The organism is Klebsiella sp. SWET4 (assembly GCF_024296565.1).
GTDB lineage: Bacteria > Pseudomonadota > Gammaproteobacteria > Enterobacterales > Enterobacteriaceae > Klebsiella > Klebsiella variicola.
In genome coordinates this window covers 63,669-87,404 of the sequence record NZ_JANCOB010000004.1, presented here as the reverse complement: position 1 = coordinate 87,404, position 23,736 = coordinate 63,669, and the positions used below count along the sequence as shown (strand labels likewise).

The 23,736-nt window shown below is 60.5% G+C and carries 23 protein-coding genes and 1 pseudogene; 18 read left to right on the top strand and 6 right to left on the bottom strand.

Features of this window, described 5'->3' with window-relative positions; all coding sequences use genetic code 11:
• Position 1: 1 nt before the first annotated feature.
• Genes livM through NKJ21_RS11720 form a run of 3 tightly spaced genes read left to right on the top strand, consistent with a single transcriptional unit; the run spans position 2 to position 2,876 of the window.
• Complete coding sequence (gene livM, locus NKJ21_RS11730; protein ID WP_012967797.1) at positions 2-1,288, top strand: high-affinity branched-chain amino acid ABC transporter permease LivM; 1,287 nt, start codon at positions 2-4, stop codon at positions 1,286-1,288.
• Positions 1,285-2,160, top strand: a complete 876-nt coding sequence (locus tag NKJ21_RS11725) for an ABC transporter ATP-binding protein (RefSeq protein ID WP_008804340.1) — start codon at positions 1,285-1,287, stop codon at positions 2,158-2,160. The genes livM and NKJ21_RS11725 overlap by 4 nt, the downstream gene beginning before the upstream one ends.
• Complete coding sequence (locus NKJ21_RS11720) at positions 2,157-2,876, top strand: ABC transporter ATP-binding protein (RefSeq protein WP_008804341.1); 720 nt, start codon at positions 2,157-2,159, stop codon at positions 2,874-2,876. The genes NKJ21_RS11725 and NKJ21_RS11720 overlap by 4 nt, the downstream gene beginning before the upstream one ends.
• A gap of 5 nt (positions 2,877-2,881) precedes the next feature.
• Here NKJ21_RS11720 and NKJ21_RS11715 read toward each other — a convergent pair whose 3' ends face one another.
• Entirely contained in the window at positions 2,882-3,775 is an 894-nt protein-coding gene (locus NKJ21_RS11715) for a LysR substrate-binding domain-containing protein (protein ID WP_008804342.1), read from the bottom strand.
• Between the two features lie 283 nt (positions 3,776-4,058).
• On the opposite strand from NKJ21_RS11715, the gene pckA reads away from it, so the two are divergent.
• Positions 4,059-5,702 (top strand): phosphoenolpyruvate carboxykinase (ATP), encoded by a 1,644-nt coding sequence (gene pckA / locus NKJ21_RS11710; RefSeq protein ID WP_012967799.1) that lies wholly within the window; start codon positions 4,059-4,061, stop codon positions 5,700-5,702.
• A 49-nt stretch (positions 5,703-5,751) separates the two neighbouring features.
• Here pckA and NKJ21_RS11705 read toward each other — a convergent pair whose 3' ends face one another.
• Entirely contained in the window at positions 5,752-6,228 is a 477-nt protein-coding gene (locus tag NKJ21_RS11705; protein ID WP_012541306.1) for a GNAT family N-acetyltransferase, read from the bottom strand.
• A gap of 98 nt (positions 6,229-6,326) precedes the next feature.
• On the opposite strand from NKJ21_RS11705, the gene NKJ21_RS11700 reads away from it, so the two are divergent.
• The 3 genes from NKJ21_RS11700 (at position 6,327) to NKJ21_RS11690 (ending at position 9,681) form a co-directional block, all read left to right on the top strand.
• On the top strand, positions 6,327-7,259 hold the full coding sequence (locus NKJ21_RS11700) for a LysR family transcriptional regulator (RefSeq protein ID WP_022066199.1): 933 nt from the start codon (positions 6,327-6,329) through the stop codon (positions 7,257-7,259).
• Positions 7,260-7,564: 305 nt separating this feature from the next.
• A complete protein-coding gene (locus tag NKJ21_RS11695) occupies positions 7,565-8,860 on the top strand; it encodes an MFS transporter (protein WP_032432118.1) in 1,296 nt (431 codons plus the stop codon).
• Positions 8,861-8,871: 11 nt separating this feature from the next.
• The gene (locus NKJ21_RS11690) at positions 8,872-9,681 is read left to right on the top strand and encodes a substrate-binding domain-containing protein (RefSeq protein ID WP_008804347.1); all 810 of its coding nucleotides are present in this window, start codon (positions 8,872-8,874) and stop codon (positions 9,679-9,681) included.
• Here the strand turns inward: NKJ21_RS11690 and NKJ21_RS11685 are convergent.
• Together NKJ21_RS11685 and NKJ21_RS11680 are read right to left on the bottom strand one after the other, a co-directional pair.
• Positions 9,656-10,555: a LysR family transcriptional regulator gene (locus NKJ21_RS11685; RefSeq protein WP_008804348.1), complete on the bottom strand. Its 900-nt coding sequence runs from the start codon at positions 10,553-10,555 to the stop codon at positions 9,656-9,658. The genes NKJ21_RS11690 and NKJ21_RS11685 overlap by 26 nt on opposite strands.
• A 112-nt stretch (positions 10,556-10,667) precedes the next feature.
• Positions 10,668-11,150 carry a cold-shock protein gene (locus NKJ21_RS11680; protein ID WP_012541308.1) on the bottom strand — a complete coding sequence of 161 codons (483 nt, stop codon included), beginning with the start codon at positions 11,148-11,150 and terminating at the stop codon, positions 10,668-10,670.
• Between the two features lie 190 nt (positions 11,151-11,340).
• Between NKJ21_RS11680 and NKJ21_RS11675 the strand changes: the two genes are divergently transcribed.
• Positions 11,341-12,039 (top strand): RluA family pseudouridine synthase, encoded by a 699-nt coding sequence (locus NKJ21_RS11675; RefSeq protein ID WP_023322865.1) that lies wholly within the window; start codon positions 11,341-11,343, stop codon positions 12,037-12,039.
• Between the two features lie 24 nt (positions 12,040-12,063).
• Here the strand turns inward: NKJ21_RS11675 and NKJ21_RS11670 are convergent, their stop codons facing one another.
• Complete coding sequence (locus tag NKJ21_RS11670) at positions 12,064-12,603, bottom strand: DUF2058 domain-containing protein (RefSeq protein WP_012967804.1); 540 nt, start codon at positions 12,601-12,603, stop codon at positions 12,064-12,066.
• 368 nt (positions 12,604-12,971) lie between these two features.
• Here NKJ21_RS11670 and dgoR point away from each other — a divergent pair, with 368 nt between their 5' ends.
• The 6 genes from dgoR (at position 12,972) to NKJ21_RS11640 (ending at position 18,634) form a co-directional block, all read left to right on the top strand.
• The gene (dgoR, locus tag NKJ21_RS11665) at positions 12,972-13,661 is read left to right on the top strand and encodes a D-galactonate utilization transcriptional regulator DgoR (RefSeq protein ID WP_022066201.1); all 690 of its coding nucleotides are present in this window, start codon (positions 12,972-12,974) and stop codon (positions 13,659-13,661) included.
• The gene (locus NKJ21_RS11660) at positions 13,658-14,575 is read left to right on the top strand and encodes a 2-dehydro-3-deoxygalactonokinase (RefSeq protein WP_012541312.1); all 918 of its coding nucleotides are present in this window, start codon (positions 13,658-13,660) and stop codon (positions 14,573-14,575) included. The genes dgoR and NKJ21_RS11660 overlap by 4 nt, the downstream gene beginning before the upstream one ends.
• Complete coding sequence (locus NKJ21_RS11655; RefSeq protein WP_023340379.1) at positions 14,520-15,137, top strand: 2-dehydro-3-deoxy-6-phosphogalactonate aldolase; 618 nt, start codon at positions 14,520-14,522, stop codon at positions 15,135-15,137. The genes NKJ21_RS11660 and NKJ21_RS11655 overlap by 56 nt, the downstream gene beginning before the upstream one ends.
• Entirely contained in the window at positions 15,134-16,282 is a 1,149-nt protein-coding gene (gene dgoD / locus NKJ21_RS11650; protein WP_008804354.1) for a galactonate dehydratase, read from the top strand. The genes NKJ21_RS11655 and dgoD overlap by 4 nt, the downstream gene beginning before the upstream one ends.
• A 94-nt stretch (positions 16,283-16,376) precedes the next feature.
• A complete protein-coding gene (locus NKJ21_RS11645) occupies positions 16,377-17,690 on the top strand; it encodes an MFS transporter (RefSeq protein WP_008804355.1) in 1,314 nt (437 codons plus the stop codon).
• On the top strand, positions 17,687-18,634 hold the full coding sequence (locus NKJ21_RS11640) for a 2-hydroxyacid dehydrogenase (RefSeq protein ID WP_008804356.1): 948 nt from the start codon (positions 17,687-17,689) through the stop codon (positions 18,632-18,634). Before NKJ21_RS11645 ends, NKJ21_RS11640 begins: the two co-directional genes overlap by 4 nt.
• A gap of 57 nt (positions 18,635-18,691) precedes the next feature.
• Here the strand turns inward: NKJ21_RS11640 and NKJ21_RS11635 are convergent, their stop codons facing one another.
• On the bottom strand, positions 18,692-19,021 hold the full coding sequence (locus NKJ21_RS11635) for a gamma-glutamylcyclotransferase family protein (RefSeq protein ID WP_254732905.1): 330 nt from the start codon (positions 19,019-19,021) through the stop codon (positions 18,692-18,694).
• 632 nt (positions 19,022-19,653) lie between these two features.
• Here NKJ21_RS11635 and tssK point away from each other — a divergent pair.
• The 4 genes and pseudogenes from tssK to NKJ21_RS11615 all read left to right on the top strand — a co-directional run bounded on the left by tssK (position 19,654) and on the right by NKJ21_RS11615 (position 23,654).
• Positions 19,654-20,994, top strand: a complete 1,341-nt coding sequence (gene tssK, locus NKJ21_RS11630) for a type VI secretion system baseplate subunit TssK (RefSeq protein WP_023340376.1) — start codon at positions 19,654-19,656, stop codon at positions 20,992-20,994.
• On the top strand, positions 20,991-21,644 hold the full coding sequence (gene tssL / locus NKJ21_RS11625) for a type VI secretion system protein TssL, short form (RefSeq protein ID WP_012541320.1): 654 nt from the start codon (positions 20,991-20,993) through the stop codon (positions 21,642-21,644). Before tssK ends, tssL begins: the two co-directional genes overlap by 4 nt.
• Positions 21,645-21,647: 3 nt before the next feature.
• Complete coding sequence (locus NKJ21_RS11620; protein ID WP_239270517.1) at positions 21,648-23,345, top strand: OmpA family protein; 1,698 nt, start codon at positions 21,648-21,650, stop codon at positions 23,343-23,345.
• 184 nt (positions 23,346-23,529) lie between these two features.
• Positions 23,530-23,654 (top strand): annotated as a pseudogene (locus NKJ21_RS11615) (hypothetical protein).
• Positions 23,655-23,736 lie beyond the last annotated feature (82 nt).

The window sequence follows — 23,736 nt, the reverse complement described above, 5'->3', positions numbered from 1 at the left end:
TATGGGTGAATTTACGCGCCAGCCTGCGCGGGATATCAAAAGCGCGCTAATCGACAGCGTGCTGGCCGGTCTTTGCGCGTTAATTGTCTTTGGCCCGATCGTCGGCGTGGTGCTCAAAGGGTATGGTTTTACCCTCGCGCCCGCGCGGGTGGCGATCCTCGTGGCGGTGGTGATGGCCGGCAGGCTGGCGCTCAGCCTGCTGCTGCAGAGCCGTCGGGGAAAAGCCTTTATTGCCCGCTTTGAGGGGGCGGATGACGGGGTGTACGTCCGGCCGCCGGGCTACCGCTCGCGACTGCGCTGGATAATGCCGCTGCTGGCGGTCCTGGCCATTGCCTTTCCATTTCTCGCCAGCAAATACCTGCTGACCGTGGCGATCCTCGGCCTGATCTACGTTCTGCTCGGCCTGGGGCTGAACATTGTGGTGGGCCTCGCGGGCCTGCTCGATCTGGGCTATGTGGCGTTCTACGCCATCGGCGCCTACGGCCTGGCGCTGGGCTACCAGTACCTGGGCCTCGGCTTCTGGGCGATGCTGCCGCTGGGGGCGGTGATGGCGGCCCTCGCCGGGGCGTTGCTGGGCTTTCCGGTGCTGCGCATGCATGGCGACTACCTGGCCATCGTCACCCTCGGCTTTGGCGAAATCATTCGCCTGGTGCTTAACAACTGGGTGAGCTTCACCGGGGGGCCCAACGGCGTACCGGTGCCGTCGCCCACGCTGTTTGGCCTCGAGTTTACCCGCCGGGCCAGGGATGGCGGCATCCCCATCCATGAGTTTTTCCACGTCAGCTACAACCCCAACCTGAAATTCATCTTTCTCTACGCCGTGCTGTGCCTGGTGGTGATGCTGGTGCTGCTGGTGAAACATCGTCTGACGCGGATGCCCATCGGCCGCGCCTGGGAGGCGCTGCGCGAGGATGAGATCGCCTGTCGGGCGATGGGGCTCAACCACGTGCTGGTGAAGCTCTCGGCGTTTATGCTCGGCGCGTCGACCGCCGGCATCGCCGGGGTGTTCTTCGCCAGCTATCAGGGGTTTGTTAACCCGACGTCGTTCACCTTTTTTGAGTCGGCGCTGATCCTGGCGATTGTGGTGCTCGGGGGAATGGGCTCCACCCTGGGAGTGGTGCTGGCGGCGTTTGTCCTGACGGTCACCCCGGAGCTGCTGCGCGGTTTTGACGAATATCGGGTGCTGCTGTTCGGCGTGCTGATGGTGGTGATGATGATCTGGCGGCCGCGCGGCCTGGTGCGCACCAGCCGCAGCGGGGTTGCGTTGCGAAAAGGAGTCGCGCCATGACCGACAGCATCTTACGCGTTGAGCATCTGATGATGCATTTCGGCGGCATCAAAGCGCTGAATGATGTCAATCTGGAGGTGGAGCGGGGGTCGATCACCGCCCTGATCGGCCCCAACGGCGCGGGCAAGACCACGGTGTTTAACTGCCTGACCGGTTTTTACCGGGCGACGGGGGGGAGCATCGTGCTGCGGGCGCGGGAAAAGGTTACCGATGTCATTCAGGTGCTGGGGCAGAAGCTTCACCCGGACGATTTTCTCCACCCGGCGCAGCTGGGGCGGCGGATCTATTACAAGATGTTCGGTGGCACCCATCTGGTGAACCGCGCTGGCCTGGCGCGCACCTTCCAGAATATACGTTTATTCCGCGAGATGTCGGTGATTGAGAACCTGCTGGTGGCCCAGCATACCCAGGTTAACCGCCATCTGCTGGCCGGGATCCTCAATACTCGTGGGTATCGGCAGGCGGAGAGTCAGGCGCTGGATCGCGCTTTTTACTGGCTGGAGGTGGTGGAGATGGTGGACTGCGCCAACCGTCTGGCGGGGACCCTCTCCTATGGACAGCAGCGGCGGCTGGAGATCGCCCGCGCCATGTGTACCCGCCCGGAGATGATCTGTCTGGACGAGCCGGCCGCCGGCCTCAACCCGGTGGAAACCCAGGCGCTGAGCCGGATTATTCGCTTTCTGCGCCAGCAGCACGGCATCACGGTGCTACTGATCGAGCATGATATGGGGATGGTGATGGAGATTTCGGATCATATCATCGTCCTCGATCACGGGGACGTCATCGCCCGCGGCGTGCCGCAGGCGATCCAGGCTAACGCCAGCGTGATTGCCGCCTATCTTGGCGCTGAGGAAGAGGAGACGCGCCGATGAGCCAGCCATTGCTTGCCTTTAATGAGGTGGATGTCTTCTACGGGCCGATCCAGGCCCTGAAGCAGGTCTCCCTCACCGTCAACGAGGGAGAGACGGTGGCGCTGATCGGCGCCAACGGCGCCGGTAAATCAACGCTGCTGATGTCGGTCTTCGGCCAGCCGCGCATTGCCGGCGGGGAGATTTTCTATCGCGGGGAGGCGATCAGCCGGAAATCGACCCACTTTATCGCCAGCAACGGCATCGCCCAGGCCCCGGAAGGGCGGCGCATCTTTCCCGATATGACCGTCGAGGAGAACCTGCTGATGGGGACCATTGCCATTGGCAACCGCTATCAGGCCGAAGACAAGGCGCGGATGTATCAGCTGTTCCCCCGGCTGGAAGAACGGCGGGGACAGCGGGCGATGACCCTCTCCGGCGGCGAGCAGCAGATGCTGGCCATCGCCCGGGCGCTGATGAGCCGACCGCGCCTGCTGCTGCTGGATGAGCCAAGCCTGGGGCTGGCGCCGCTGGTGGTGAAGCAGATTTTTCAGATCCTGCGCGAGCTGACGGCCCAGGGGATGACGCTGTTTCTGGTGGAGCAGAATGCCCGCCATGCCCTTAACCTGTCGGACCGCGCCTATGTGATGGTGAACGGCCAGATCCGCCTGAGCGGCAGCGGCCAGGCGCTGCTCAACGACCCGGAGGTGCGTAAGGCATATCTGGGGATCAGCGGCTGAGGGGGTTATTCCCGCGGTTCGTTACGGGTTTTAATGTGCTGCCAGAAACGTTCGGCGGCCTGGTTAAGCCGCGAGCCGGAGCGGTAGAGCCAGGCGCCGATCGGCAGCGACAGGCGGTCATCGAGGATCGTCAGTCGGCCTTCGTCCAGCTCGCGCTGAATAGAGTATTGCGGCAGCCAGCCCACGCCGTCGCCATTGAGGATCATGCGCTTGAGCAACTCGCTCATGGAAGAGACAAACGTAAGGGAGAAGGTGATCTCCGGCGTACGGTCGATCACCTGGTTCACCTGGCGCCCCATATAGCTGTCGTTGGCGTATTTCATCAGCGGCAGCACGCCGCGATGTAAATGAAACAGCGGGCGGCCATGTTCGTCGCAGGGGGAGACCAGGTGCAGGTAAGAATCAAAAATTTTATGATTAATAAACGGATAGTTCATTAATTCTTCATTATAGAAGGAGAGGATAAAATCGCTTTTTCCCTCTTTCAGGTTAAATACGGCGTCGTTGACGTTAATCGATTCAACATGAAAAGTCTTATTTTTACGGTCGGTGTAACCGGCGATGATTTCCGGCAGTAATAACACCGACAGCGAAGGGGCCGCGTCGATTCTTATTTTCTGGGTCGTGTTATTTAAACCCTTAATACGACTGATCTGAAAATCCATGTCATCGAGCATATTTCGCGCATAGCCGACAAAAATTTTCCCGCGGTTGGTCAATTGCAGGGGGTTGGCGCTACGATCGAAGATGCTGAATCCGAGGGAGGCCTCCAGCGACTGGATGCGTCGACTGAACGAGGACTGAGAGATGTTGCGGGCTTTGGCCGCCAGGGTAAAGCTGCGCGACTCCTCAAGGGCAATCACATCATACAGCCATTTTACTTCCAGATTTGCCAACACCGATCCAGTCCTCAAAAACGCAATAAAGGCTATGCAATTTTAGCATAGCGCATAGAAACTATGCAATTAACATAATTATCGACAGGTGTTAACATTTTTTGGAAAGTTGAGATTTATGAATGCATATCGGCGACCCTACATGAGCACGATATGAAATCGCGACTCACGGTTATTTATTGCTTTATTTTATTGTCCAGGACTTATCTTATTAAATCGCCGGCGACGATGACGAAAGCAATGAATAACCCAGGCCTCTTACCTTAAATAGTTTGTCAGGAGTTCCATGTCACAACAAATTGAATCAGTTAAAATGGCTCTGCAGGAGCTGGGGATTAATGCAAGCGGCGAATTCTTTTACAACCCTGATTACGATTTGCTTATTGCACATGAAACCGCTCCTGAACTGACCGGCGCGGCCCGCGGCGTGATGACCGACTCTGGCGCTGTGGCTGTTGATACCGGGATCTTCACCGGCCGTTCACCGCGCGATAAATACATCGTCCGCGACGAACAGACGCGTGATACCGTCTGGTGGGCAGACTCAGGCCTCGGCCGCAATGACAACAAACCGTTATCGCCAGACGTGTGGCGCAGCCTGAAAAGCCTGGTCGCGGGCCAGCTGAGCGGCAAAAAACTGTACGTCATCGACGCCTGGTGCGGCGCCAGCCCGGACACCCGTCTTGGCGTACGCTTCGTCACCGAGGTGGCGTGGCAGGCCCACTTTGTCAAAAACATGTTTATCGTGCCGAGCGCCGACGAGCTGGCCAGCTTTACGCCAGACTTCGTGGTGCTCAACGGCGCGGGCTGCACCAATGCCAACTGGCAGGCGCAGGGGATGAACTCCGAGAACTTCGTCGCCTTTAATCTCAGCGAGCGTATTCAGCTCATCGGCGGCACCTGGTACGGCGGCGAAATGAAGAAAGGGCTGTTCTCGGTCATGAACTACCTGCTGCCGCAGAAAGGCATCGCGTCGATGCACTGCTCGGCCAACCGTGGCGAAGCAGGGGATGTGGCGCTGTTCTTCGGCCTCTCCGGTACCGGTAAAACCACCCTGTCGACCGATCCGCATCGTCAGCTGATTGGCGATGACGAGCACGGCTGGGACGATGACGGCGTGTTTAACTTTGAAGGCGGCTGCTACGCCAAGACCATCAATCTCGACCCGCAGGCGGAGCCGGAGATTTATGGCGCCATCCGCCGCAATGCGCTGCTGGAAAACGTGGTGGTGCGCGCCGACGGTAGCGTGGATTATGCCGACGGCAGCAAAACCGAAAACACCCGCGTCTCCTATCCGCTGTCGCATATCGACAATATCGTCAAGCCGGTATCCCGCGCGGGCCATCCGTCGAAGGTGATTTTCCTTGCCGCCGATGCGTTTGGCGTCCTGCCGCCGGTCTCCCGTCTGACCACCGAGCAGATGCAGTACCATTTCCTGTCGGGTTTCACCTCGAAGCTGGCGGGTACCGAGCGCGGCATTACCCAGCCGACGCCGACCTTCTCCGCCTGCTATGGCGCGGCGTTCCTGCTGCTTCACCCAACCCAGTACGCCAGCGTCCTGGCGGCGAAGATGGCGGAATCCGGTGCGGAAGCCTGGCTGGTCAACACCGGCTGGAACGGCGAGGGCAAACGCCTGTCGCTGCGCGATACCCGCAGCATCATTAGCGCGATCCTCAACGGCACTACCGGCCCGCTGCGCGATGAGACCATCCCGGTGTTCGGTCTTGCGATCCCGCAGAGCATTCCAGGGGTAGACAGCGCGGTGCTGGATCCGCGTAATGGCTGGAGCTCAGCGGATAAGTGGCAGGAGAAGGCCGAGAGCCTGGCTCAGCTGTTTATGGATAACTTTAAGCAGTACAGCGATACCGAAGCGGGCGCGCGTCTGGCGCTGGCCGGTCCGCAGCTGCAGAATAGCGCGGTCGAAGCCTGATCCGCGGCCAGCAGGTCGACGCCTTGCGCCGACCTGCTGGCGAGCCGCTTTACTCCGCAAAGGCCCGCAGCGCATCGCCCGTGAGTCGATAACGCACCCACTCATCCTGCGGCTGCGCGCCAATGCTCAGATAGAAATCAATCGCCGGCTGGTTCCAGTCGAGCACGCTCCACTCCAGACGCCCGCACTGACGCTGTACAGCATATTGCGCGATGGTTTTCAGCAGCGCTTTTCCGGCGCCTATCCCGCGAAAGTCGGGGGTGACGTACAGATCCTCCATATAGATACCATTGCGTCCAAGCCAGGTGGAATAGCTGGTGAAGAACACCGCGTAGCCCACCGCTTTGCCCGCCACCTCGCAGATCAGCGCTTCGGTTTTGCTGCCGCTGGCAAACAGCGTCTCTCTGATCTCCTCTGCCGTCGTCACCACCTCTTCAGGGGCTTTCTCGTAGACCGCGAGTTCATAAATCATGTCGTAAATAGCGGTGGCGTCGTCCGGGGTGGCCTGGCGGATCGTGATGCTCATGGGGCGTCCTGTATCAATAGTCAAAAGAGAGCAAAATTGCTGACCCTGAGGATAAGCGGTATTGTGAAAAGAATTAAGTGCAATGAAATCAGCAAACGATGAATATTATGCATCCTGTCCTGCGCCGGATTGACCTCAACCTGCTGCCAGTCTTTGACGCGGTCTATCGCTCCCGCTCGGTGCGCCTGGCGGCGGAAGAGCTGGCAATGAGCACCTCGGCGCTGAGCCATGCGCTTTCCCGGCTGCGCAGCGCCCTCAACGATCCGCTGTTCTATCGCGAAGGGCACCGGATGTGCCCCAGCGTCTATGCCAGCCAGCTGGCGCCCTCTATTGCTTCGGCGCTGAAGTTTCTCAACCAGGAGCTGACGCCGCCGGCGGCGTTTGTGCCGGCCGCCAGCACCGACTGCATGCAGATTGCGATCACCGATTTCACCGCGTTCTGCGTCTTTCCGACGCTGATGCACCACCTGCAGCGTGAGGCGCCCGGGCTGCGGTTTGAACTCCGTTATCTGCCCCACAGCCCGGCGCTGACCGAGCTGCTGGCGGGCGAGGTCGACCTGGCCCTCGGGTTCAATACCCCTGACGAGCCAGCCCATCCCGATCTTGAGGAGATTAACTGGCTGCGGGACGAATATGTGGTCATCAGCCAGGCCGACCGGACGGCGCTGACCCTGGACGCCTACCTTGCTGCCCGTCATCTGGTGGTGACCCCGTGGAATGAGCAGCAGGGGGTGCTGGACCGTGAGCTGGAGCGGCAGGGCTATTCGCGGCAGGTGGCGATGAAAACCCCCTCGATGCTGAGCGCGCCCTTCATTATTGAGCAGAGCGACCTGTTGATGGCGCTGCCCCGGCGAGCGGCGGAGACGATGGCCCGCGCCGCCCGGCTGACCATTTTCCCGCTGCCGTTTCCGGTTCCGCCGTTTGACGTCAAGATTTACGCCCACCAACGCAGCGGGAAACGCGAAGCTACCCGCTGGCTGATCGCTCTGTTGCAGACGCTGGTGGGGGAGTCTGCCGCGTCCGCTTCCTGACGCGCTTTGCGGCCGGCAGCGTGTATCCTCACCTCAGGCCAGGGTTTTTATGCCGTCAACCCGCGGCGACGTACCCTGGCCTCGGTCACAAAACGGAAAACTGACTTTTTCGCCGTCACCCGCGGCGTGGTTAGCACGGGATGTGTTAAATGATTGTATGCAAAAGTAATGTTAATTAGTTAAATGTTATTCATACGTAAAGTGCATTAATGGATGCGTTTATTACGCTTATTTCGTTCCCGGTTCTGTTTCAGTCTTCAGCAACAGGCGCGCGACAACGCGTGGATAACAAACTGGAGACCTGCATGCATTCGACAACCTCACTGATGAGTACCCGTGACCGGATCGGCGCCATCCTGCGCGTCACGTCCGGTAACTTTCTCGAACAGTTCGACTTTTTCCTGTTCGGGTTTTATGCCACCTACATCGCACATACCTTTTTTCCGGCGAGCAGTGAATTCGCCTCGCTGATGATGACCTTCGCGGTCTTTGGCGCCGGCTTTTTGATGCGCCCCATCGGCGCTATCGTGCTTGGCGCCTACATCGACAAGGTGGGGCGGCGCAAGGGGCTGATCGTCACCCTGTCGATCATGGCCACCGGCACCTTTCTGATCGTGCTGATCCCCTCTTACCAGACCATTGGCCTGTGGGCGCCGCTGCTGGTGCTGATCGGCCGTCTGCTGCAGGGCTTTTCCGCTGGCGCCGAGCTGGGCGGGGTGTCGGTCTATCTGGCCGAGATCGCCACGCCGGGCCGCAAAGGCTTTTACACCAGCTGGCAGTCGGGTAGTCAGCAGGTTGCCATTATGGTGGCGGCCGCGATGGGCTTTGCCCTCAACGCGGTGCTGGAGCAGAGCGCCATCAGCGACTGGGGCTGGCGCATTCCGTTCGTCTTCGGCTGCCTGATCGTTCCGTTCATTTTCATCCTGCGCCGTAAGCTGGAGGAGACCCAGGAGTTTACCGCCCGCCGCCATCATCTGGCGATGCGCCAGGTGTTCGCCACGCTGCTGGCGAACTGGCAGGTGGTTATCGCCGGGATGATGATGGTGGCGATGACCACCACCGCGTTCTATCTGATCACCGTCTATGCGCCGACCTTTGGTAAAAAGGTGCTGATGCTCAGCGCCTCTGACAGCCTGCTGGTTACGCTGCTGGTGGCGATTTCCAACTTCTTCTGGCTGCCGGTGGGCGGGGCGCTGTCTGACCGCTTTGGCCGCCGGCCGGTGCTGATTGCCATGACCCTGCTGGCGCTGGCTACCGCCTGGCCTGCACTGACCCTGCTGGCGAACGCGCCGAGCTTTTTGATGATGCTGAGCGTGTTGCTGTGGCTGTCGTTTATCTACGGCATGTACAACGGGGCGATGATCCCGGCGCTGACCGAAATTATGCCTGCCGAAGTGCGCGTGGCAGGTTTCTCGCTGGCCTACAGCCTGGCGACGGCGGTATTTGGCGGCTTCACGCCGGTGATTTCCACGGCGCTGATCGAGTATACCGGTGATAAAGCGTCTCCCGGCTACTGGATGAGCTTTGCCGCCATCTGCGGCCTGCTGGCCACTTGCTACCTCTATCGCCGTAGCGCCGTTGCGCTGCAGACGGCACGTTAATCAGGGAGAAGATGATGCGTAAAACGACAGGAACACTGCTGGCCACGCTGCTGCTGGCCGCCACCGGCGGCAGCGCGCTGGCCGCAGAGGTCACCGTGATGATCTCCGGCGGCTTCAAAGCGGCGCTGGAAAAGCTGGCCCCGGCGTGGGAAAAACAAACTGGCAACCACCTCGTGGTGATCCCCGGCCCGTCGATGGGGAAAACGCCGCAGGCGATCCCTAACCGCCTGGCGCGGGGCGAACACGCGGACGTGGTGATTATGGTCGGGGATGCGCTAACCAGCCTCGAAAAAGCGGGCCGTACGCAACCGGGTTCGCGTCGGGAGCTGGCCGACTCGCCGATCGGCGTGGTGGTGAAGGCGGGGGCGCCGCTGCCGGCTATCCATAGCGCAGACCAGCTGCGAGCGACGCTGCTGGCGGCGCCGTCGGTCGCGTACTCCGACAGCGCCAGCGGACGCTATGTTAGCTCGACGCTGTTCCACACCCTGGGCATTGATGACGCGATGCAGAGCAAAGCGCAGATGGTGGAGCGCATTCCGGTAGCCTCGGAAGTGGCGAAGGGACGGTATGCGATCGGTTTTCAGCAGGTGAGCGAACTGCTGCCGGTACCCGGCGTGACCTTCGTTGGCGAACTGCCGGATAACCTGCAGTACATCACCCGCTTTGCCGGGGCGGTGACTATCAGCGCCGACCACCCGCAGGAAGGCAAAGCGCTGCTGGCGTATCTGGCCTCACCGGCGGCGCAGGAGACCATCCACGCCACCGGCATGCGAAGCGTGGCCGCCACCACGCCGGTCAGCCAGAAGGATACTGTTCAATAATCAGCTTCTCCAGCTCTGCCGCCACGTAGGACTGAATACGGCCGCTGAGGCGGATCAGGCCTACCGTGCGCGTGACCACCGGGTCAGTGAGCGGCACAGCGCGGAGAACGGAATGCTCCCCGGCGGGCATCGACATCGCGGGCACGGCGGCAATGCCGATGCCCGCTTCCACCATCCCCAGCATCGTGGTGACGTGGCGGGTTTCGCAGATACTTGGCCGCGCCGGCGTCAGATGCGCCAGCTCCCGGTCGAGCAGCGTCCGGTTGCCCGAGACCCGATCCAGGCCAATATAATCCTGTTCAAAATACGCCTGCCAGCTGAGGTGCGTCTTGCGCGCCAGCGGATGATCGTACCGACAGGCGGCCACATAGCGGTCGTCGGCAAGAGGCGTGAATTCGAGACTGGCTGGCAGGTTTTTGGCAAAACAGAGGCCAAAGTCAGCCTGTCCGCTGCTGACCGCCTCGATCACATTCCCGACGCTGCTGTCAATCAACCGGATGCGCACCTGGGGATAACGCGCCTGAAAGCTGCGGATGATTTCCGGCATAAAGTAGTAGGCGGCGGAGGGCACCGTCGCCACCGTCACCAGCCCGGTGCGCGCCTTGCTGACCTGGCTGATATCCGCCAGCACCGTCTCGACATGGGCCAGCAGTTGCTCCGAACGTTCGGCAAAATTTTGCCCATACAGCGTGAGGGTCACCCGCCGGGTGGTACGTTCGAACAGCCGGTTGCCCAGCGCCGTCTCCAGCTTTTCGATGCGTCGGCTAAGGGCCGACTGCGACAGGCAGATGGATTCAGCGGCCAGCCGAAAACTGCCATATTCCATCAGGGCGCGAAAGGCGTAGAGATCGTTGAAGTCAAAATTTACGGGCATGGCGGCGGCATCCTTATCGGCTGTCTGGCGCCATCGCCCCGTCCGGCGAGGGGCGATGGCGGGTAGTCTATCGGGCAGGTCTTCGGGCGCGCGGGAAACCGCGCGCCGGGGCTTACACCTTAAGCAGTTTTACCGTGGCATCGATATCGATTTCGTCTTCCGAGAAGATCAGGGTTGTCCCCTGAAAGGTGGTGATCGCCAGCTTTTTCACCGAACGCATCTCTCCCGGCTGCACTGTGGATTTTGGCCGGATGCTGTTCATCAGCAGCCCGACCGACAGCACCGCGTTTTCTTTATCGACGCGGGTCTCGACCGGCTCCTCCTCATGGTACACCACATAGGATTTGATGGAGGTCAGCTTCAGCCGCTCGCCGGCGATATAGATATATTTGCTCTCCGGAATGACCTTCACCGCGTAGGCCGACAGCCCTTTATTGTTGGTGGTAGGTTCGAAAGTCACCGCCGCGTCTTTCTTGATAAGATCAGGATTGGCGACCTTAATCACGTGAAAATAACGATTTTCGCCGTTTTCATCTTTGATAAATCCAAAACCTTTATCTTTAAACCACGTTGTGATTGTTCCGTTCATCGCCATTACCGTATTACTCGTTGGTTAACTCAAATTTTGCAGCGCGCAGTGTAAAGCACATTGCCTGCGCAGACCATGCCTTTACGATAAGTGTGGGTGATAAATGACGCCGCCGCGAGGGCGGATTGTGCGCCAGCATCGTGCCGGCGGCCAAAATGGGGTACTATCGCCAGCCACTCCTTCTTCGGGCCGCCTGATGTCCACCATTATCGATACCTTTGTCGCGCCGCCGTGCCGCGAACAGATCACCCTCTTGTATCAGGACGAACACCTGCTGTTGATCAATAAACCCGCCGGGCTGCTGAGCCTGTCGGGCAAAGATCCGCGCAACCTTGACTCCGTGCATCACCGGCTGGTTCAGCGCTTTCCGGGCTGCACCCTGGTGCACCGCCTGGACTTCGGTACCTCCGGTCTGATGGTGGTAGCCCGCAACAAAGACGTTAACGCCTTGCTGTGCCAACAGTTCAGCCAGCGCACGGTGGCAAAGGTCTATACGGCGCTGCTGTGCGGCCACCTGGCGGAAGATGAGGGGATAGTGGAGGCGGCAATCGCCAAAGATCCGGCCCGTTTCCCGCGCATGTCGCTCTGCGCCCGGCACGGCAAACCGGCGCGTTCGCGCTATCGGGTCATTGACCGCCTGTATCAGTCACGGGATGGGGAGAGGGCGCTGGCGTTAACCCGGGTGGCGCTTACCCCGGAGACCGGGCGCACCCATCAGCTGCGCATCCACTGCCAGCTGCTGGGCTATCCGATCCTTGGCTGCGATTTGTACGGTGGCCGGGAGCTGCCCGGCACGGAACAGGCTCCGCGGCTGATGCTGCACGCCAGCGAACTGCGCTTTGTCCACCCCGTCAGCCATGAGCCGATGCATATCCAGCAGGCGAGCCCGTTTTGATTGCCCGCGGCGAGAGAACCGGGGTTACCACATCAGATCGTCGGGCACCTTAAAGTCGGCGTACGGATCGTCTTCATCCTGCTCATCCTGACTCAGGGCGCTGTGCAACACGATGCTGCTGGCGTCGCGCTGGGCGATTTTCTCGGCCACCACCGCCGGAATAATCGCATATTCACCTTCGGGCTTGTTATCCACCGCCAGGCGGGCAATCGCCAGACGGCCGTTAATCAGCTGGGTCTGGGTGGTCTTGTCGACCATGATTTTTTTGATCAGATTATTATCGGTGAAGTTAAAGCCGATATCGCCCCGGGCGACCGTAATGCGGTTCATCTCGATCAGCTGCTTCACCTGGGCTTTATACTCTTTCGCCAGCACCGCCTGCTTTTGCTGCTCGCTGAGCTGCTTATCGCGCTCCAGCTGAGCTTTTTTATTTTCTTCCACCGCTTCCCGGGCCTCACGGGCCTGAACGCGGGATTTTTTTGCCGTCCTCTGGACTTTAGCCATTTTTTTGCTGCTGACCAGGCCGGCTTTGAGCATCTGCTCTTGTAAGGTGAGTTTTGTCATCTGCGTGTCTGAAACTGAGGAAACATCTGCCAAGTATACCTGCATTGGCCGAAACGACGCCAGACTACCCACCGTTCGTTACCCCGATTAGCCTGACAGCCCCCCGCCGAAGCCGCGTTAACCCAGCCTCGCAGGCCCATCTTTCCCGTCCCCGGCGAAGGATCGTCGCCACCATTTTTGGCATGTCGACGATCCTTTTTTGTGATGGATTGTCTTTTTTGTGATCTGGATTGTAGTACAATTTTTATTAATGGTACTACTATGTGTCACAGGCAAGGATGAACAGGTTCACGTTTGTACTACCAGACTGGGTGGAAATGCGCTGAACGGAGTAAAGTAACCGGGCATAACCCCGTTAAGGACACGCTATGAACCTGACTAAAACCGATCGGCTGATGGTGACCCTGGGCCGCCAGATTGTGAGCGGCAAATATCTTCCCGGCGCGGCGCTGCCGGCGGAGGCTGACCTGTGCGAGGAGTTTGCCACCTCCCGCAACATCATCCGCGAAGTCTTTCGCTCGCTGGAGGCGAAGCGCTTGATTGAGATGAAACGCTATCGCGGCGCCTTCGTCGCGCCGCGCAGCCAGTGGAATTTCCTCGACAGCGACGTATTGCAATGGGCGCTGGAACAGGATGAAGACCCGGGGCTCATCGCGGCGATGAGCGAAGTGCGTAATCTGGTGGAGCCGGCGATAGCCCGCTGGGCGGCAGAGCGGGCCACCTCCAGCGATCTGGCGCAGATTGAGGCGGCGCTGAATGACATGATCGCCAACAACCAGCAGCGCGATGCCTTTAATGAAGCCGACATTCGCTATCACGAAGCGGTGCTGGCGTCAGTGCATAACCCGGTGCTGCAGCAGCTCAGCGTGGCGATTAGCTCGCTGCAGCGCGCGATATTTGAACGGACCTGGATGGGGGATGAGGCCAACATGCCGCAAACGCTCCAGGAACATAAAGCGCTGTTCGATGCGATTCGCCATCAGGACAGCAACGCGGCAGAGCAGGCGGCGCTCACCATGATCGCCAGCTCGACACGAAGACTGAAGGAAATCACATGACATCTCGCTACATCGCTGTTGACTGGGGATCGACCAATTTTCGCGCCTGGCTGTTTGAGGGCGAACGCTGCCTCGACAGCCGACAGTCGGCGGCGGGGATCGCCCGCCTGAACGGTCAATCGCCGGCAGCAGTGTTAGCGACACAAATCCATGGCTGGCGCGAGGGGCGTACCCCAGTGGTCATGGCGGGAATGGTAGGCAGCAACGTGGGCTGGAAGAACGCGCCCTATTTACCGCTTCCCGCCGATTTCACGGCCATTGGCAACCAGTTGACCGCCGTAGATGAAGGGATCTGGATTGTCCCCGGGCTTTGCACTTCCCGCGAAGACCACCACAACGTCATGCGCGGCGAAGAGACACAGCTCCTCGGCGCACGCCTGCTGGCCCCTGCGGCGGTGTACGTCATGCCCGGCACCCATTGCAAATGGGTCAAAACCGACGGCCGGCGGATTGAGGACTTTCGCACGGTGATGACCGGCGAACTGCACCATCTGCTGCTGACGCACTCCCTGATCGGTGCGGGATTACCCGAGCAGCAGGCTGCGCCGGCGGCGTTTCACGCCGGGCTGGCGCGCGGCCTGGCCGCGCCCGCGGTGTTGCCACAGCTTTTTGAGACCCGCGCCGCGCACCTGTTGGGGGCGCTGGCCCGGGAGCAGGTGAGCGAGTATCTATCCGGCCTGTTAATTGGCGCGGAGGTGGCCAGCATGCGCGCCTTCATTGCCGACGAACAGGCTATCGCGATCGTTGCCGGCCCGTCCCTCTCCGCGCGCTATCAGCAGGCATTTCAGCTGCTGGGCCGCCAGGTGACGACAGTGTCGGGCGACGATGCCTTTCTGGCTGGTATAAGGAGCATCGTACATGCAGTGGCAAACCTCACTTCCGCTGATCGCTATTCTGCGCGGCATCACCCCTGACGAGGCGCTGGCGCACGTCGGTGCGGCGATCGCCGCCGGGTTCGACACCGTGGAGATCCCGCTCAATTCACCGCAATGGCAGCAGAGCATCCCGGCCGTGGTCGAGGCCTACGGCGCGCAGGCGCTGATTGGCGCCGGAACGGTGCTGCAGGAAGCGCAGGTCGATCGGCTGGCGCAGCTTGGGGCGCGGCTGGTGGTGACCCCCAATGTGCAGCCGGCGGTGATCCGCCGGGCCGTCGGGCACGGGATGACCGTCTGCGCCGGCTGCGCGACGGCAAGCGAGGCGTTTACCGCGCTGGAGGCCGGGGCGCAGGCGCTGAAGATTTTTCCCTCTTCGGCGTTTGGCCCCGACTATATCAGGGCGCTGAAAGCGGTTTTGCCCGCGTCGGTGCCGGTATTTGCCGTCGGCGGCGTCACGCCGGAAAACCTGGCGCAATGGATCGAGGCCGGTTGTGCGGGCGCGGGGCTGGGCAGCGATCTCTATCGCGCCGGTCAGCCGGTAACGCGGACCGCAGAGCAGGCCGCCGCATTTGTTAGGGCGTATCAAGAGGCTGTGAAATGAAAATAACCAAACTGACCACCTGGCGTTTACCCCCGCGCTGGATGTTCCTCAAGATTGAAACCGACGAGGGGATAGTCGGCTGGGGCGAGCCGATCGTCGAAGGCCGGGCGCGCACCGTGGAGGCGGCGGTACATGAGCTGGGGGACTATCTGATTGGCCAGGATCCGGCGCGGATCAACGATCTGTGGCAGGTTATGTACCGCGCCGGCTTTTATCGCGGCGGACCGATCCTGATGAGCGCGATCGCCGGTATTGACCAGGCGCTGTGGGACATTAAAGGGAAGGCGTTAAATGCGCCGGTCTGGCAGCTGCTGGGCGGCCTGGTGCGCGATAAAATCAAAGCCTACAGCTGGGTGGGAGGAGATAGACCTGCCGAGGTCATTGCCGGGATTAACACGCTGCGCGGGATGGGGTTTGATACCTTCAAACTCAACGGCTGTCAGGAAATGGGGATGATTGACAGTTCGCGCACGGTGGATGCGGCGGTGAACACGGTGGCGCAGATCCGCGAAGCATTTGGTAACGACATTGAATTTGGCCTCGATTTTCATGGCCGCGTCAGCGCGCCGATGGCGAAACTGCTGATTAAAGAGCTGGAACCCTATCGGCCGCTGTTTATCGAAGAGCCGGTGCTGGCCGAGCAGGCGGAGTACTACCCGCGGCTGGCGGCGCAAACCGCGATCCCGCTGGCCGCCGGCGAGCGCATGTTCTCGCGCTTTGAGTTCAAGCGGGTGCTGGAGGCCGGCGGCCTGGCTATTTTGCAGCCCGATCTCTCTCACGCTGGCGGCATCACCGAATGCTTCAAAATCGCCGGTATGGCGGAAGCGGCGGACGTGTCGCTGGCTCCGCACTGCCCGTTAGGCCCCATCGCGCTGGCCGCCTGTCTGCACGTGGACTTTGTTTCCTACAACGCTGTCTTCCAGGAGCAGAGCATGGGGATACACTATAACCAGGGCGCCGAGTTACTCGACTTCGTGAAAAACAAAGCCGATTTCAATATGGAGGGGGGGTACTTTAAGCCGTTAATGAAGCCGGGGCTGGGGGTCGATATCGACGAAGAGAAAGTGATTGAGATGAGCCGACGCGCTCCTGACTGGCGGAACCCCGTCTGGCGCCTTGCCGATGGCGTGGTCGCCGAGTGGTAGTCCCCGGTTAATACCTGCTGCGATTCTTAATATCAATCTTTGCCTGGCGCGGGCGGTCTTCCCCTGCCCGAGGCAAAGTCATGGGGTTATTATTATGAGCATTGAACTCTGTACTTCTACATTAAAAAAGCTAAACAGCAAAATCATCCCCTTTATTATTATCTGCTATTTTGTCGCCAATCTTGATAAAACCAATATTTCCATTGCCGCGCTGCAAATGAACGCCGATCTGGGATTAACGGCCAGCATGTACGGCCTTGGGGTCGGCATGTTTTATATTTCCTATATTATTTTCGAAATTCCCAGCAACCTGATCATGACCCGGGTGGGGGCGCGGATCTGGATCGCCAGAATAATGATCACCTGGGGAATGGTGAGCGCCGGCATGGCGTTCGTCCAGACGCCGACCCAGCTCTATATTATGCGTTTTTTACTCGGCATGGCGGAGGCGGGATTCACCCCAGGGATTATTTACTATATCTCCTGCTGGTTTCCGAAGCGCAACCGGGCACGGGCGATGTCGTTCTTTTATATGGGATCGGTGCTGGCGTCGATCATCGGGCTGCCCGTCTCGGGGCTGATTTTAAATATGCATGGCATTGCCGATGTTGCCGGCTGGCGCTGGCTGTTCGCCATTGAAGGGGTTCCCGCCATCGTGCTGGGGGCGCTGGTGCTCTGGCTGCTACCTTCCAGCCCGCAAAAGGCGGCCTGGCTCTCTGAGGCGGAGAAAGGCTGGCTGACGGCGCAGATTGCCGCTGATAACCGCGGCGCGGTAGTTAATCAACACGCCTCCTGGTTCAGTGCGCTGAAAAATAAAGTGGTACTCCTGCTGAGTCTGGTCTGGTTTCTGCAGGCGTTCGGCTCCATCGGCATCACGCTTTTCTTACCGCTGATCCTCAAAAGTATGGCCAGCGAGCAGAGCGATGTGGTTATTAGTCTGCTGTCCGCGGTGCCGTTTATTTTCGCCTGCCTGTTTATGTACCTCAATGGCCGTCATTCGGATCTGACCGGCGAGCGGGCGTGGCATATGGGGCTGCCGCTGATTCTGGCCGGTCTCTCGCTGGCTGTCGCCATCTATGCCGGCAACCTGCTGGTTGCCTATCTGCTGCTGGTGCTCACCGTGGGCTTTAATTTCGCGCTAACGCCGGTGTTCTGGGCGGTGACCACCGAGAAGCTGGCGGGCGTGGCGGCCGCGGCCTCCATTGCATTTATCAACACCATCGCCAATTTTGTCGGCTTAGGCTTGCCGCCGCTGCTCGGGAAGATTAAGGACCTGACCAACAGCTATCACTCCGGACTGCTGATCGTCGCCGTGGCGCTGGCCCTCGGCGGAGTTATCGGCATCATCGTCTCCCGGAGCGGCCAGAAACCCTCCGCCTTCCACACTCTGAAAGAAGATAAGCTATGAAACTGAACGTGTTAAAACAGGCTTCGCTCCCGGATGCCCTGACCGCGGAACTGGCGCGACGCTATCACCTCGTGGAGCTGACCGCACTCACTGACGCCGACTTTCGCGCGCTGGCCGGCACCTTTACCGTGCTCATCACCAACGGCGAAGCCACCGTGACGCGAGAGCTGATCGCCAGCCTGCCTGCGCTGGAGCTGATCGCCGTCTTTGGCGTCGGCTATGACGGCGTGGATGTGCAGGCGGCCGCTGAGCACCAGGTGCGGGTCAGCCATACGCCAGGGGTGTTAACCGACGATGTGGCGGATCTGGCGCTGGGCCTGATGCTGGCGACCTCGCGGCAGATCGTCGCCGCCCACAAGTTTATCGAAGCGGGCGAGTGGGCGGCGGGCGGTTTTCCGTGGACGCAAAAAGTCTCCGGTTCGCGGGTCGGCATCGTGGGCATGGGGCGCATCGGCCAGGCCATCGCCCGGCGCTGCGAGGGGTTCGCCATGCAGATTGCTTATCATGACCGCAAGCGTCTCCCGGCGCTAAATTATGCCTGGCGGGAAGATCTGCTGACCCTGGCCGCGGAGAGTGATTTTCTGGTTATCTGCACGCCGGGAACGGCGGCAAACCAGGGGCTCATTAACCAGCCGGTGCTGGCGGCGCTGGGGGAGAAAGGGATCCTCATCAATATCTCGCGCGGCAGCGTGATTGATGAGCCCGCGCTGGTTGCCGCGCTGGAGAGCGGGATTATCGCCGGGGCGGGGCTGGATGTCTTCAGCCATGAACCGGCGGTACCGGCCGGGCTGCTGCAGCGCAGTAATGTGGTCGTCACACCGCATATGGCCAGCGCCACCTGGAGTACCCGCGCGGCGATGGCGCAACTGGTGCTCGATAACGTTGCCTGCTGGGCTGAGAAGAAGGCGCTGGTGACTCCAGTGGCGGAAAGCCTGGCGGACTGACCGCAAAGCCGTGAACGCGCTGGGCTGCTGTATTGTACAGCGCGTTCGCGGCGGGGATTACTCCCGGGGCTGAAGCTGATAAATCCAGGCGCTGACCTGCTTTCCATCGTCGGTGGTCACCTCCACCGGCACCCGATCGTACCCCTCCTCAAAGTCGTCCAGCATGGGCCAGTGCGCCGCCAGCCGATCGGACAGGAACAGATAGCCGTTGACCCGCGGGCCGTGAGCGTCGAGGACGATACCCGGAAAATCGGCGGCGGCGCCCCAGCCGCGCGCGTAAAAGGTGCCGGTGACGTAGCCGGGACGCCACTCGCCCCCGATCGCCTCCAGAATGTGCGCATTGCTGCGACCGGGACAGAGCGTCCCATAGACAAATAGCGGTTTCATTTTCTCTCTCTCGTTCGCCCTGATACCCGCCCACAGCGGAGCGGAAAACCAAAATACGGCGTAATTCAGCGCCTGGCAATGGCCGGGTGGGGCGGGGCACTCCTCCGGGCATCTCTCTGATGCTGGGGAACGCTTTGGCCTCGGCGCTAATGAAGGTATATCGATTGCGATGATATTTTTATTATTATTTATATTTAAGATCAATATAAATAAGCCTGACGGAGAGACTAATTCGCTAATTAACATTCAATGGGGAAATAATAAAACGATAGCTTATGGAATATTCCTTCTCAATGGATTAAACAAGAGCCATAAAAGCAGCCGTAGGTTGAATTCAGATATTATTTAGGGCCAGGCGTTACCTCCCCTGGCTTTTTCGCTTTATGATAAACCTCCCTTGTACAAAGAATACCATCTGACTTCTAAACCCTCGCTGGCAGAGTTGATATTTCCTTTCCCTGAAGCGGCAGGCAATAAATCGAGCCGAACGACGTTCGGGAGAAAAACCGCTAGTGATGAACAGGCCAGAGCAAAGGCAGAGGCTGAGGCGAACGTACGGCGGATGAAGGATATCCGCCGCGGCATTTGGTCCTGTCTGCAAACAGATGAAAGCGAAAGGCACAGGAGGTGCAATGAAGATTTTCCGCCCATTATGGCGCGACGGGGCTTTTCTGGTCCCGCAGCAGTTTCAGCAACAGGCTCGCTGGGATGCGCACGTCGCCGATACGGTCTCCCGCATGGCGCTCGCCCACCCGTGGGGGGTATTGCGCGCGGAGTTTGACGCCAGCGCGCTCACCCTTTCCCGGCTCAACGCCACCCGGCTGATCGTGCGTTTCGCCGACGGAACGCTGATTGACACCGAGCTGGCGGATACTCTGCCACCGGTCCGTGATGTCTCGGGCGTGATGCTGGACAGCGTGGAGGTTGTGCTTGCTCTGCCGCTGCTCAGCGCCAGCGGCGGCAATCTTGATGACGGCCAGGAGAGCGCCCGCCCGCGCCGCTGGCGCGCCGAGCAGGTGACCGTGCAGGAGCTGGCCGGCCATGAACGCAGCGAGCTGGCCGTTCTGCGGCACGCGCTGACGCTGCGTCTCTCCACCGAGGAAAATGCGGCCTTCCTTACCTGCCCGGTAGCGCGTCTGGTACGCGACGCCCAGGGACAGTGGATCGTTGACCCGGAATTCATCCCGCCGCTGCTGTCGCTGGCGGCAAGCCCGACGCTGGTCAGTGAGCTGGGCGAGCTGTTACATCGCCTGCAGGCCCGACGCAGACGCCTGATGGCCATGCGCCGTGAAAGTAATGCGCGAATGGCTGATTTTGCCGTGGCGGATGTTTCCCTGTTCTGGCTGCTCAACGCGCTGAACAGCGCCGAGCCGGTGCTCAGCGAGCTGCATCAGGACCCTTCGCGCCATCCGGAGCTGCTCTATCGTGAACTGGCCAGGCTGGCCGGCAGTCTGCTGACTTTCTCCCTTGAACATCATCTGGAAGCAATCCCCCGCTACCGGCATGCCTCGCCAGAGCAGGTATTCCCGCCGCTGTTTGCCCTGCTGGATACGCTGCTCGAAGTCAGCCTGCCCTCAAGGGTGATCGCCATCGCTCTGGAGCAGGGAGCCGACCGGGAGATCTGGCGGGGCAGGCTACACGATGCGCGACTGCGCGAGGGGGCGGATTTTTATCTGTCGGTGCGCTCTTCACTCCCCCCTCACCAGCTACAGAGCCGCTTTCCGCAGCTCTGTAAGGCGGGTAGCCATGATGATGTCGCCGAGGTCGTCAACATTGCCCTCAGCGGCATCGCGATCAAACCGCTGAGCCACGTGCCGGCGGCCATTCCGCTACGTCTGGAAAACCAATATTTCGCTCTGGATCTCTCCACCGATGCCGCCCGCGCGATGCTGGAGGCCGGCAACTGCACCTTCTATACCCCGGAATCGCTTGGCGACGTGAAACTTGAACTCTTTGCGGTACTGCGCTCATGAATACCTCTGAAAGCGATCTGATCAACAAAACTTTTTACCCGGGCTGGCTGATGGTCAGCCAGTTACGCTGCGGCCAGCCGGTGACCGATGGTGAGGCGCTCTATCGTCAGGCCTGTCGATGGGTGACCGAGGCGCGCGAGGCGCTGACGGCGGCAGGAATCAGTGACACCAGCGCTGAGCAGATGCTCTATGCCTACTGCGCGCTGCTCGATGAGAGCGTCCTCAACCGCGCCAGTCAGGATGATGGCTACCGCAGGTGGCGCAAGGATCCGCTGCAGGCGCGTTTTTTCAGCACTCTCAACGCCGGGGAAGAGCTCTGGGAACGGATCCGCCAGCTGCTGCGAGAGCCCACGGCGGATGCGGCAGTGCTGACTTGTTTCTATCGTACTTTGCAACTGGGGTTTGTCGGGCAGTACCGCGCCCAGGATGACGAACGGCGTGAGGACGTGGCGCATGCGCTTGGCGCGCGGGTCCCGCCGTTCAGCCTGACCCAGGAGGCGCCGGTGGTGGTTCGTGCCTCCCGGCTGCGCAGCGGACGGCGGATGTACTGGTGCGGCTGGGCGGTTGGCATTGTGGCGCTGGCCGCGCTGTGGTTGACCTTCTCCGCCGTGCTGTCACAGATGGTGGCGAAGATAGCAGGGCAGGGATAAGAGATGCGTGATAACGCCCGTCGTCTGCTTACGCTACTGACCGTCATCCTGGCCCTGTGGCTGGTGCTGGGCTTCTGGCCGCTGTCCATCGGCAACCAGGTGATCTTCAGTCTGTGCATCCTGCTGGCGGGCGGCGCGGCGCTCTGGCGTCAGCGTCGCCGGGCAGTCAGCCGTCAGCGATCGGAAATCGTCCTGCCGCCCGAGGATTTTCAGGGGGCGGTGGTTCTGGTCTGCGGGGATACCGACAGTCTGTTTCCCGGGCGTTCGGCGCACTGCGAAACCCGTCACGGCTGGTATCTACGGGGAGACAGCGCGGAGCAGTTGCCGCGGCTGGCGCAGTACCTGGCGGCGGCGCGTCCGGCGCTGGTATCGCAGGTTTCCGTGCTGCTGGCAGTGGTACCGGAGCACCACCCCACCGGGGAGCAACTGGCGCAGTCGCTGCGCGACTGGCGACGGAGTATCGTTCAGTGCCGAACCTGGCTAAACGGTCTGCCGCCGGTGTGGAGCGTGTTCTGGGTGACGCCGCCTGGCGGCCAGGCAGGGGAAAGCCGCTGGTTTACCGTCACGCCGGAGAGGCCTGGTCTCCAGGTGCAGCAGAAAGGACAAGCGCCCCAGTCGGTTGCCGAGTGGCAGCGGGAGGGCAGCCCTGCCTCACGCCTGTATCAGACGCTGTGGCTGGAGAGCATTCTGACCTTGGCCGAAAACGCTCTTTTCCGGCCATTCCGCGCCCGGCAGGCGGAACTTCCTCCGCTGAACCTGTGTGCCGCGGGCATCTGCCTGACACCGGTGGTAGCGGTGGCAAATAACCTCTGGCAACAGCAAATCGCCGGGATCACCACGCTCTCCCCGGGCAACGCCGCGGCGCCAGGTCCTCACCCGCTGCCGGATCTTCTTCTGTCGTCACTGCCGCACTGCCACGGGGTCAGCCGCCGGATGCGCGATGCCGGTCTTGCCGCTGGCGTGGGCTTCCTCTTTCTGGCGCTGGCGATGCTGGCTTCCTTTATCAACAACCAGCGCCTGGTGCGCAGCGTCGGCGATCATCTGGCGGTGTATCACCGCCTCAGCGGCACGCCGCCGACGCCGAAGCTGCAGGCGCAGCAGCGTCTGCGTGCCGACAGCCGCCAGCTGGATGACTGGCTGCGCCGGGGAGAGCCGTTGCGTTACCGGCTGGGGCTGTATCAGGGGATGCGGCTGATCCCCTTCGTGGAAGCCGCTATCAATGACTGGGCGCCGCCCCCGCCGGTGCGTCCGGTCATTAAGCAGGTTGTGCAGGGGCCGCAGACGATCCGCCTCGATAGCATGGCGCTGTTCGATACCGGCAAATCGACGCTGAAACCGGGTTCGACAAAGCTGCTGGTGAACTCGCTGCTGGGCATTAAGGCCAAACCCGGCTGGCTGATCGTGATGGCAGGCCATACCGACAGCATCGGCAACGATAAATCCAATCAACAACTCTCCCTGAAGCGTGCCGAGGCGGTCCGCGACTGGATGCGCGATACCGGCGATGTGCCGGAGAGCTGTTTTGCGGTGCAGGGCTACGGCGCAAGTCGTCCTGTCGCCAGCAACGAGACGCCAGAGGGGCGGGCGCAAAATCGCCGGGTGGAGATCAGTCTGGTCCCGCAGAAGGACGCCTGTCTGACGCCGGGCACGGCTAATACGTCAGGAGCCGGGGCTGACGCCTTAAAAAACGAAACCGAGTAATCCGCGACCCCGATCGCGGAGGTTGAACAACAACATTATGCCTGCCTGACCCTGTGCGCTACGGGTTCCTGATAAACAGGAAACAGCGATGGGCGGTAGCGTGCCTGCAGCCAGTCAATCTTGTCGGCAAAGCGGGGCCTCTGCGGGGATGAAGCGCAGGAAAGAGGGGATAAAGGCGCTCAGCATAGATAGCGCTAAGGACATTGCCAGAGAAATGCTGGCGGCGATAAACGTTGAAGGTTCCGGTTTCTGGCTGCTTTTTTTATTTCTCAGTCAGTGAATATAAATATCTCTGGGGTTTCCTTTTAGTTATGAAATTCCTGGTGGGGTATCTGAGATATCGATATGCACATAAATATATTTATGATGAATGAGATGATTATCATTAAAA

Bases quoted from the DNA above. Each gene is read 5' to 3' on its own strand.
- NKJ21_RS11670 (WP_012967804.1), bottom strand. From the start codon at position 12,603: ATGACAAAACTCACCTTACAAGAGCAGATGCTCAAAGCCGGCCTGGTC.
- NKJ21_RS11725 (WP_008804340.1), top strand. From the start codon at position 1,285: ATGACCGACAGCATCTTACGCGTTGAGCATCTGATGATGCATTTCGGC.
- NKJ21_RS11660 (WP_012541312.1), top strand. From the start codon at position 13,658: ATGACATCTCGCTACATCGCTGTTGACTGGGGATCGACCAATTTTCGC.
- NKJ21_RS11685 (WP_008804348.1), bottom strand. From the start codon at position 10,555: ATGCCCGTAAATTTTGACTTCAACGATCTCTACGCCTTTCGCGCCCTG.
- NKJ21_RS11645 (WP_008804355.1), top strand. From the start codon at position 16,377: ATGAGCATTGAACTCTGTACTTCTACATTAAAAAAGCTAAACAGCAAA.
- dgoD (WP_008804354.1), top strand. From the start codon at position 15,134: ATGAAAATAACCAAACTGACCACCTGGCGTTTACCCCCGCGCTGGATG.
- tssL (WP_012541320.1), top strand. From the start codon at position 20,991: ATGAATACCTCTGAAAGCGATCTGATCAACAAAACTTTTTACCCGGGC.
- tssK (WP_023340376.1), top strand. From the start codon at position 19,654: ATGAAGATTTTCCGCCCATTATGGCGCGACGGGGCTTTTCTGGTCCCG.
- NKJ21_RS11695 (WP_032432118.1), top strand. From the start codon at position 7,565: ATGCATTCGACAACCTCACTGATGAGTACCCGTGACCGGATCGGCGCC.
- NKJ21_RS11675 (WP_023322865.1), top strand. From the start codon at position 11,341: ATGTCCACCATTATCGATACCTTTGTCGCGCCGCCGTGCCGCGAACAG.
- NKJ21_RS11700 (WP_022066199.1), top strand. From the start codon at position 6,327: ATGAATATTATGCATCCTGTCCTGCGCCGGATTGACCTCAACCTGCTG.
- pckA (WP_012967799.1), top strand. From the start codon at position 4,059: ATGTCACAACAAATTGAATCAGTTAAAATGGCTCTGCAGGAGCTGGGG.
- NKJ21_RS11705 (WP_012541306.1), bottom strand. From the start codon at position 6,228: ATGAGCATCACGATCCGCCAGGCCACCCCGGACGACGCCACCGCTATT.
- NKJ21_RS11655 (WP_023340379.1), top strand. From the start codon at position 14,520: ATGCAGTGGCAAACCTCACTTCCGCTGATCGCTATTCTGCGCGGCATC.
- NKJ21_RS11690 (WP_008804347.1), top strand. From the start codon at position 8,872: ATGATGCGTAAAACGACAGGAACACTGCTGGCCACGCTGCTGCTGGCC.
- NKJ21_RS11640 (WP_008804356.1), top strand. From the start codon at position 17,687: ATGAAACTGAACGTGTTAAAACAGGCTTCGCTCCCGGATGCCCTGACC.
- NKJ21_RS11620 (WP_239270517.1), top strand. From the start codon at position 21,648: ATGCGTGATAACGCCCGTCGTCTGCTTACGCTACTGACCGTCATCCTG.
- dgoR (WP_022066201.1), top strand. From the start codon at position 12,972: ATGAACCTGACTAAAACCGATCGGCTGATGGTGACCCTGGGCCGCCAG.
- NKJ21_RS11635 (WP_254732905.1), bottom strand. From the start codon at position 19,021: ATGAAACCGCTATTTGTCTATGGGACGCTCTGTCCCGGTCGCAGCAAT.
- livM (WP_012967797.1), top strand. From the start codon at position 2: ATGGGTGAATTTACGCGCCAGCCTGCGCGGGATATCAAAAGCGCGCTA.
- NKJ21_RS11720 (WP_008804341.1), top strand. From the start codon at position 2,157: ATGAGCCAGCCATTGCTTGCCTTTAATGAGGTGGATGTCTTCTACGGG.
- NKJ21_RS11680 (WP_012541308.1), bottom strand. From the start codon at position 11,150: ATGGCGATGAACGGAACAATCACAACGTGGTTTAAAGATAAAGGTTTT.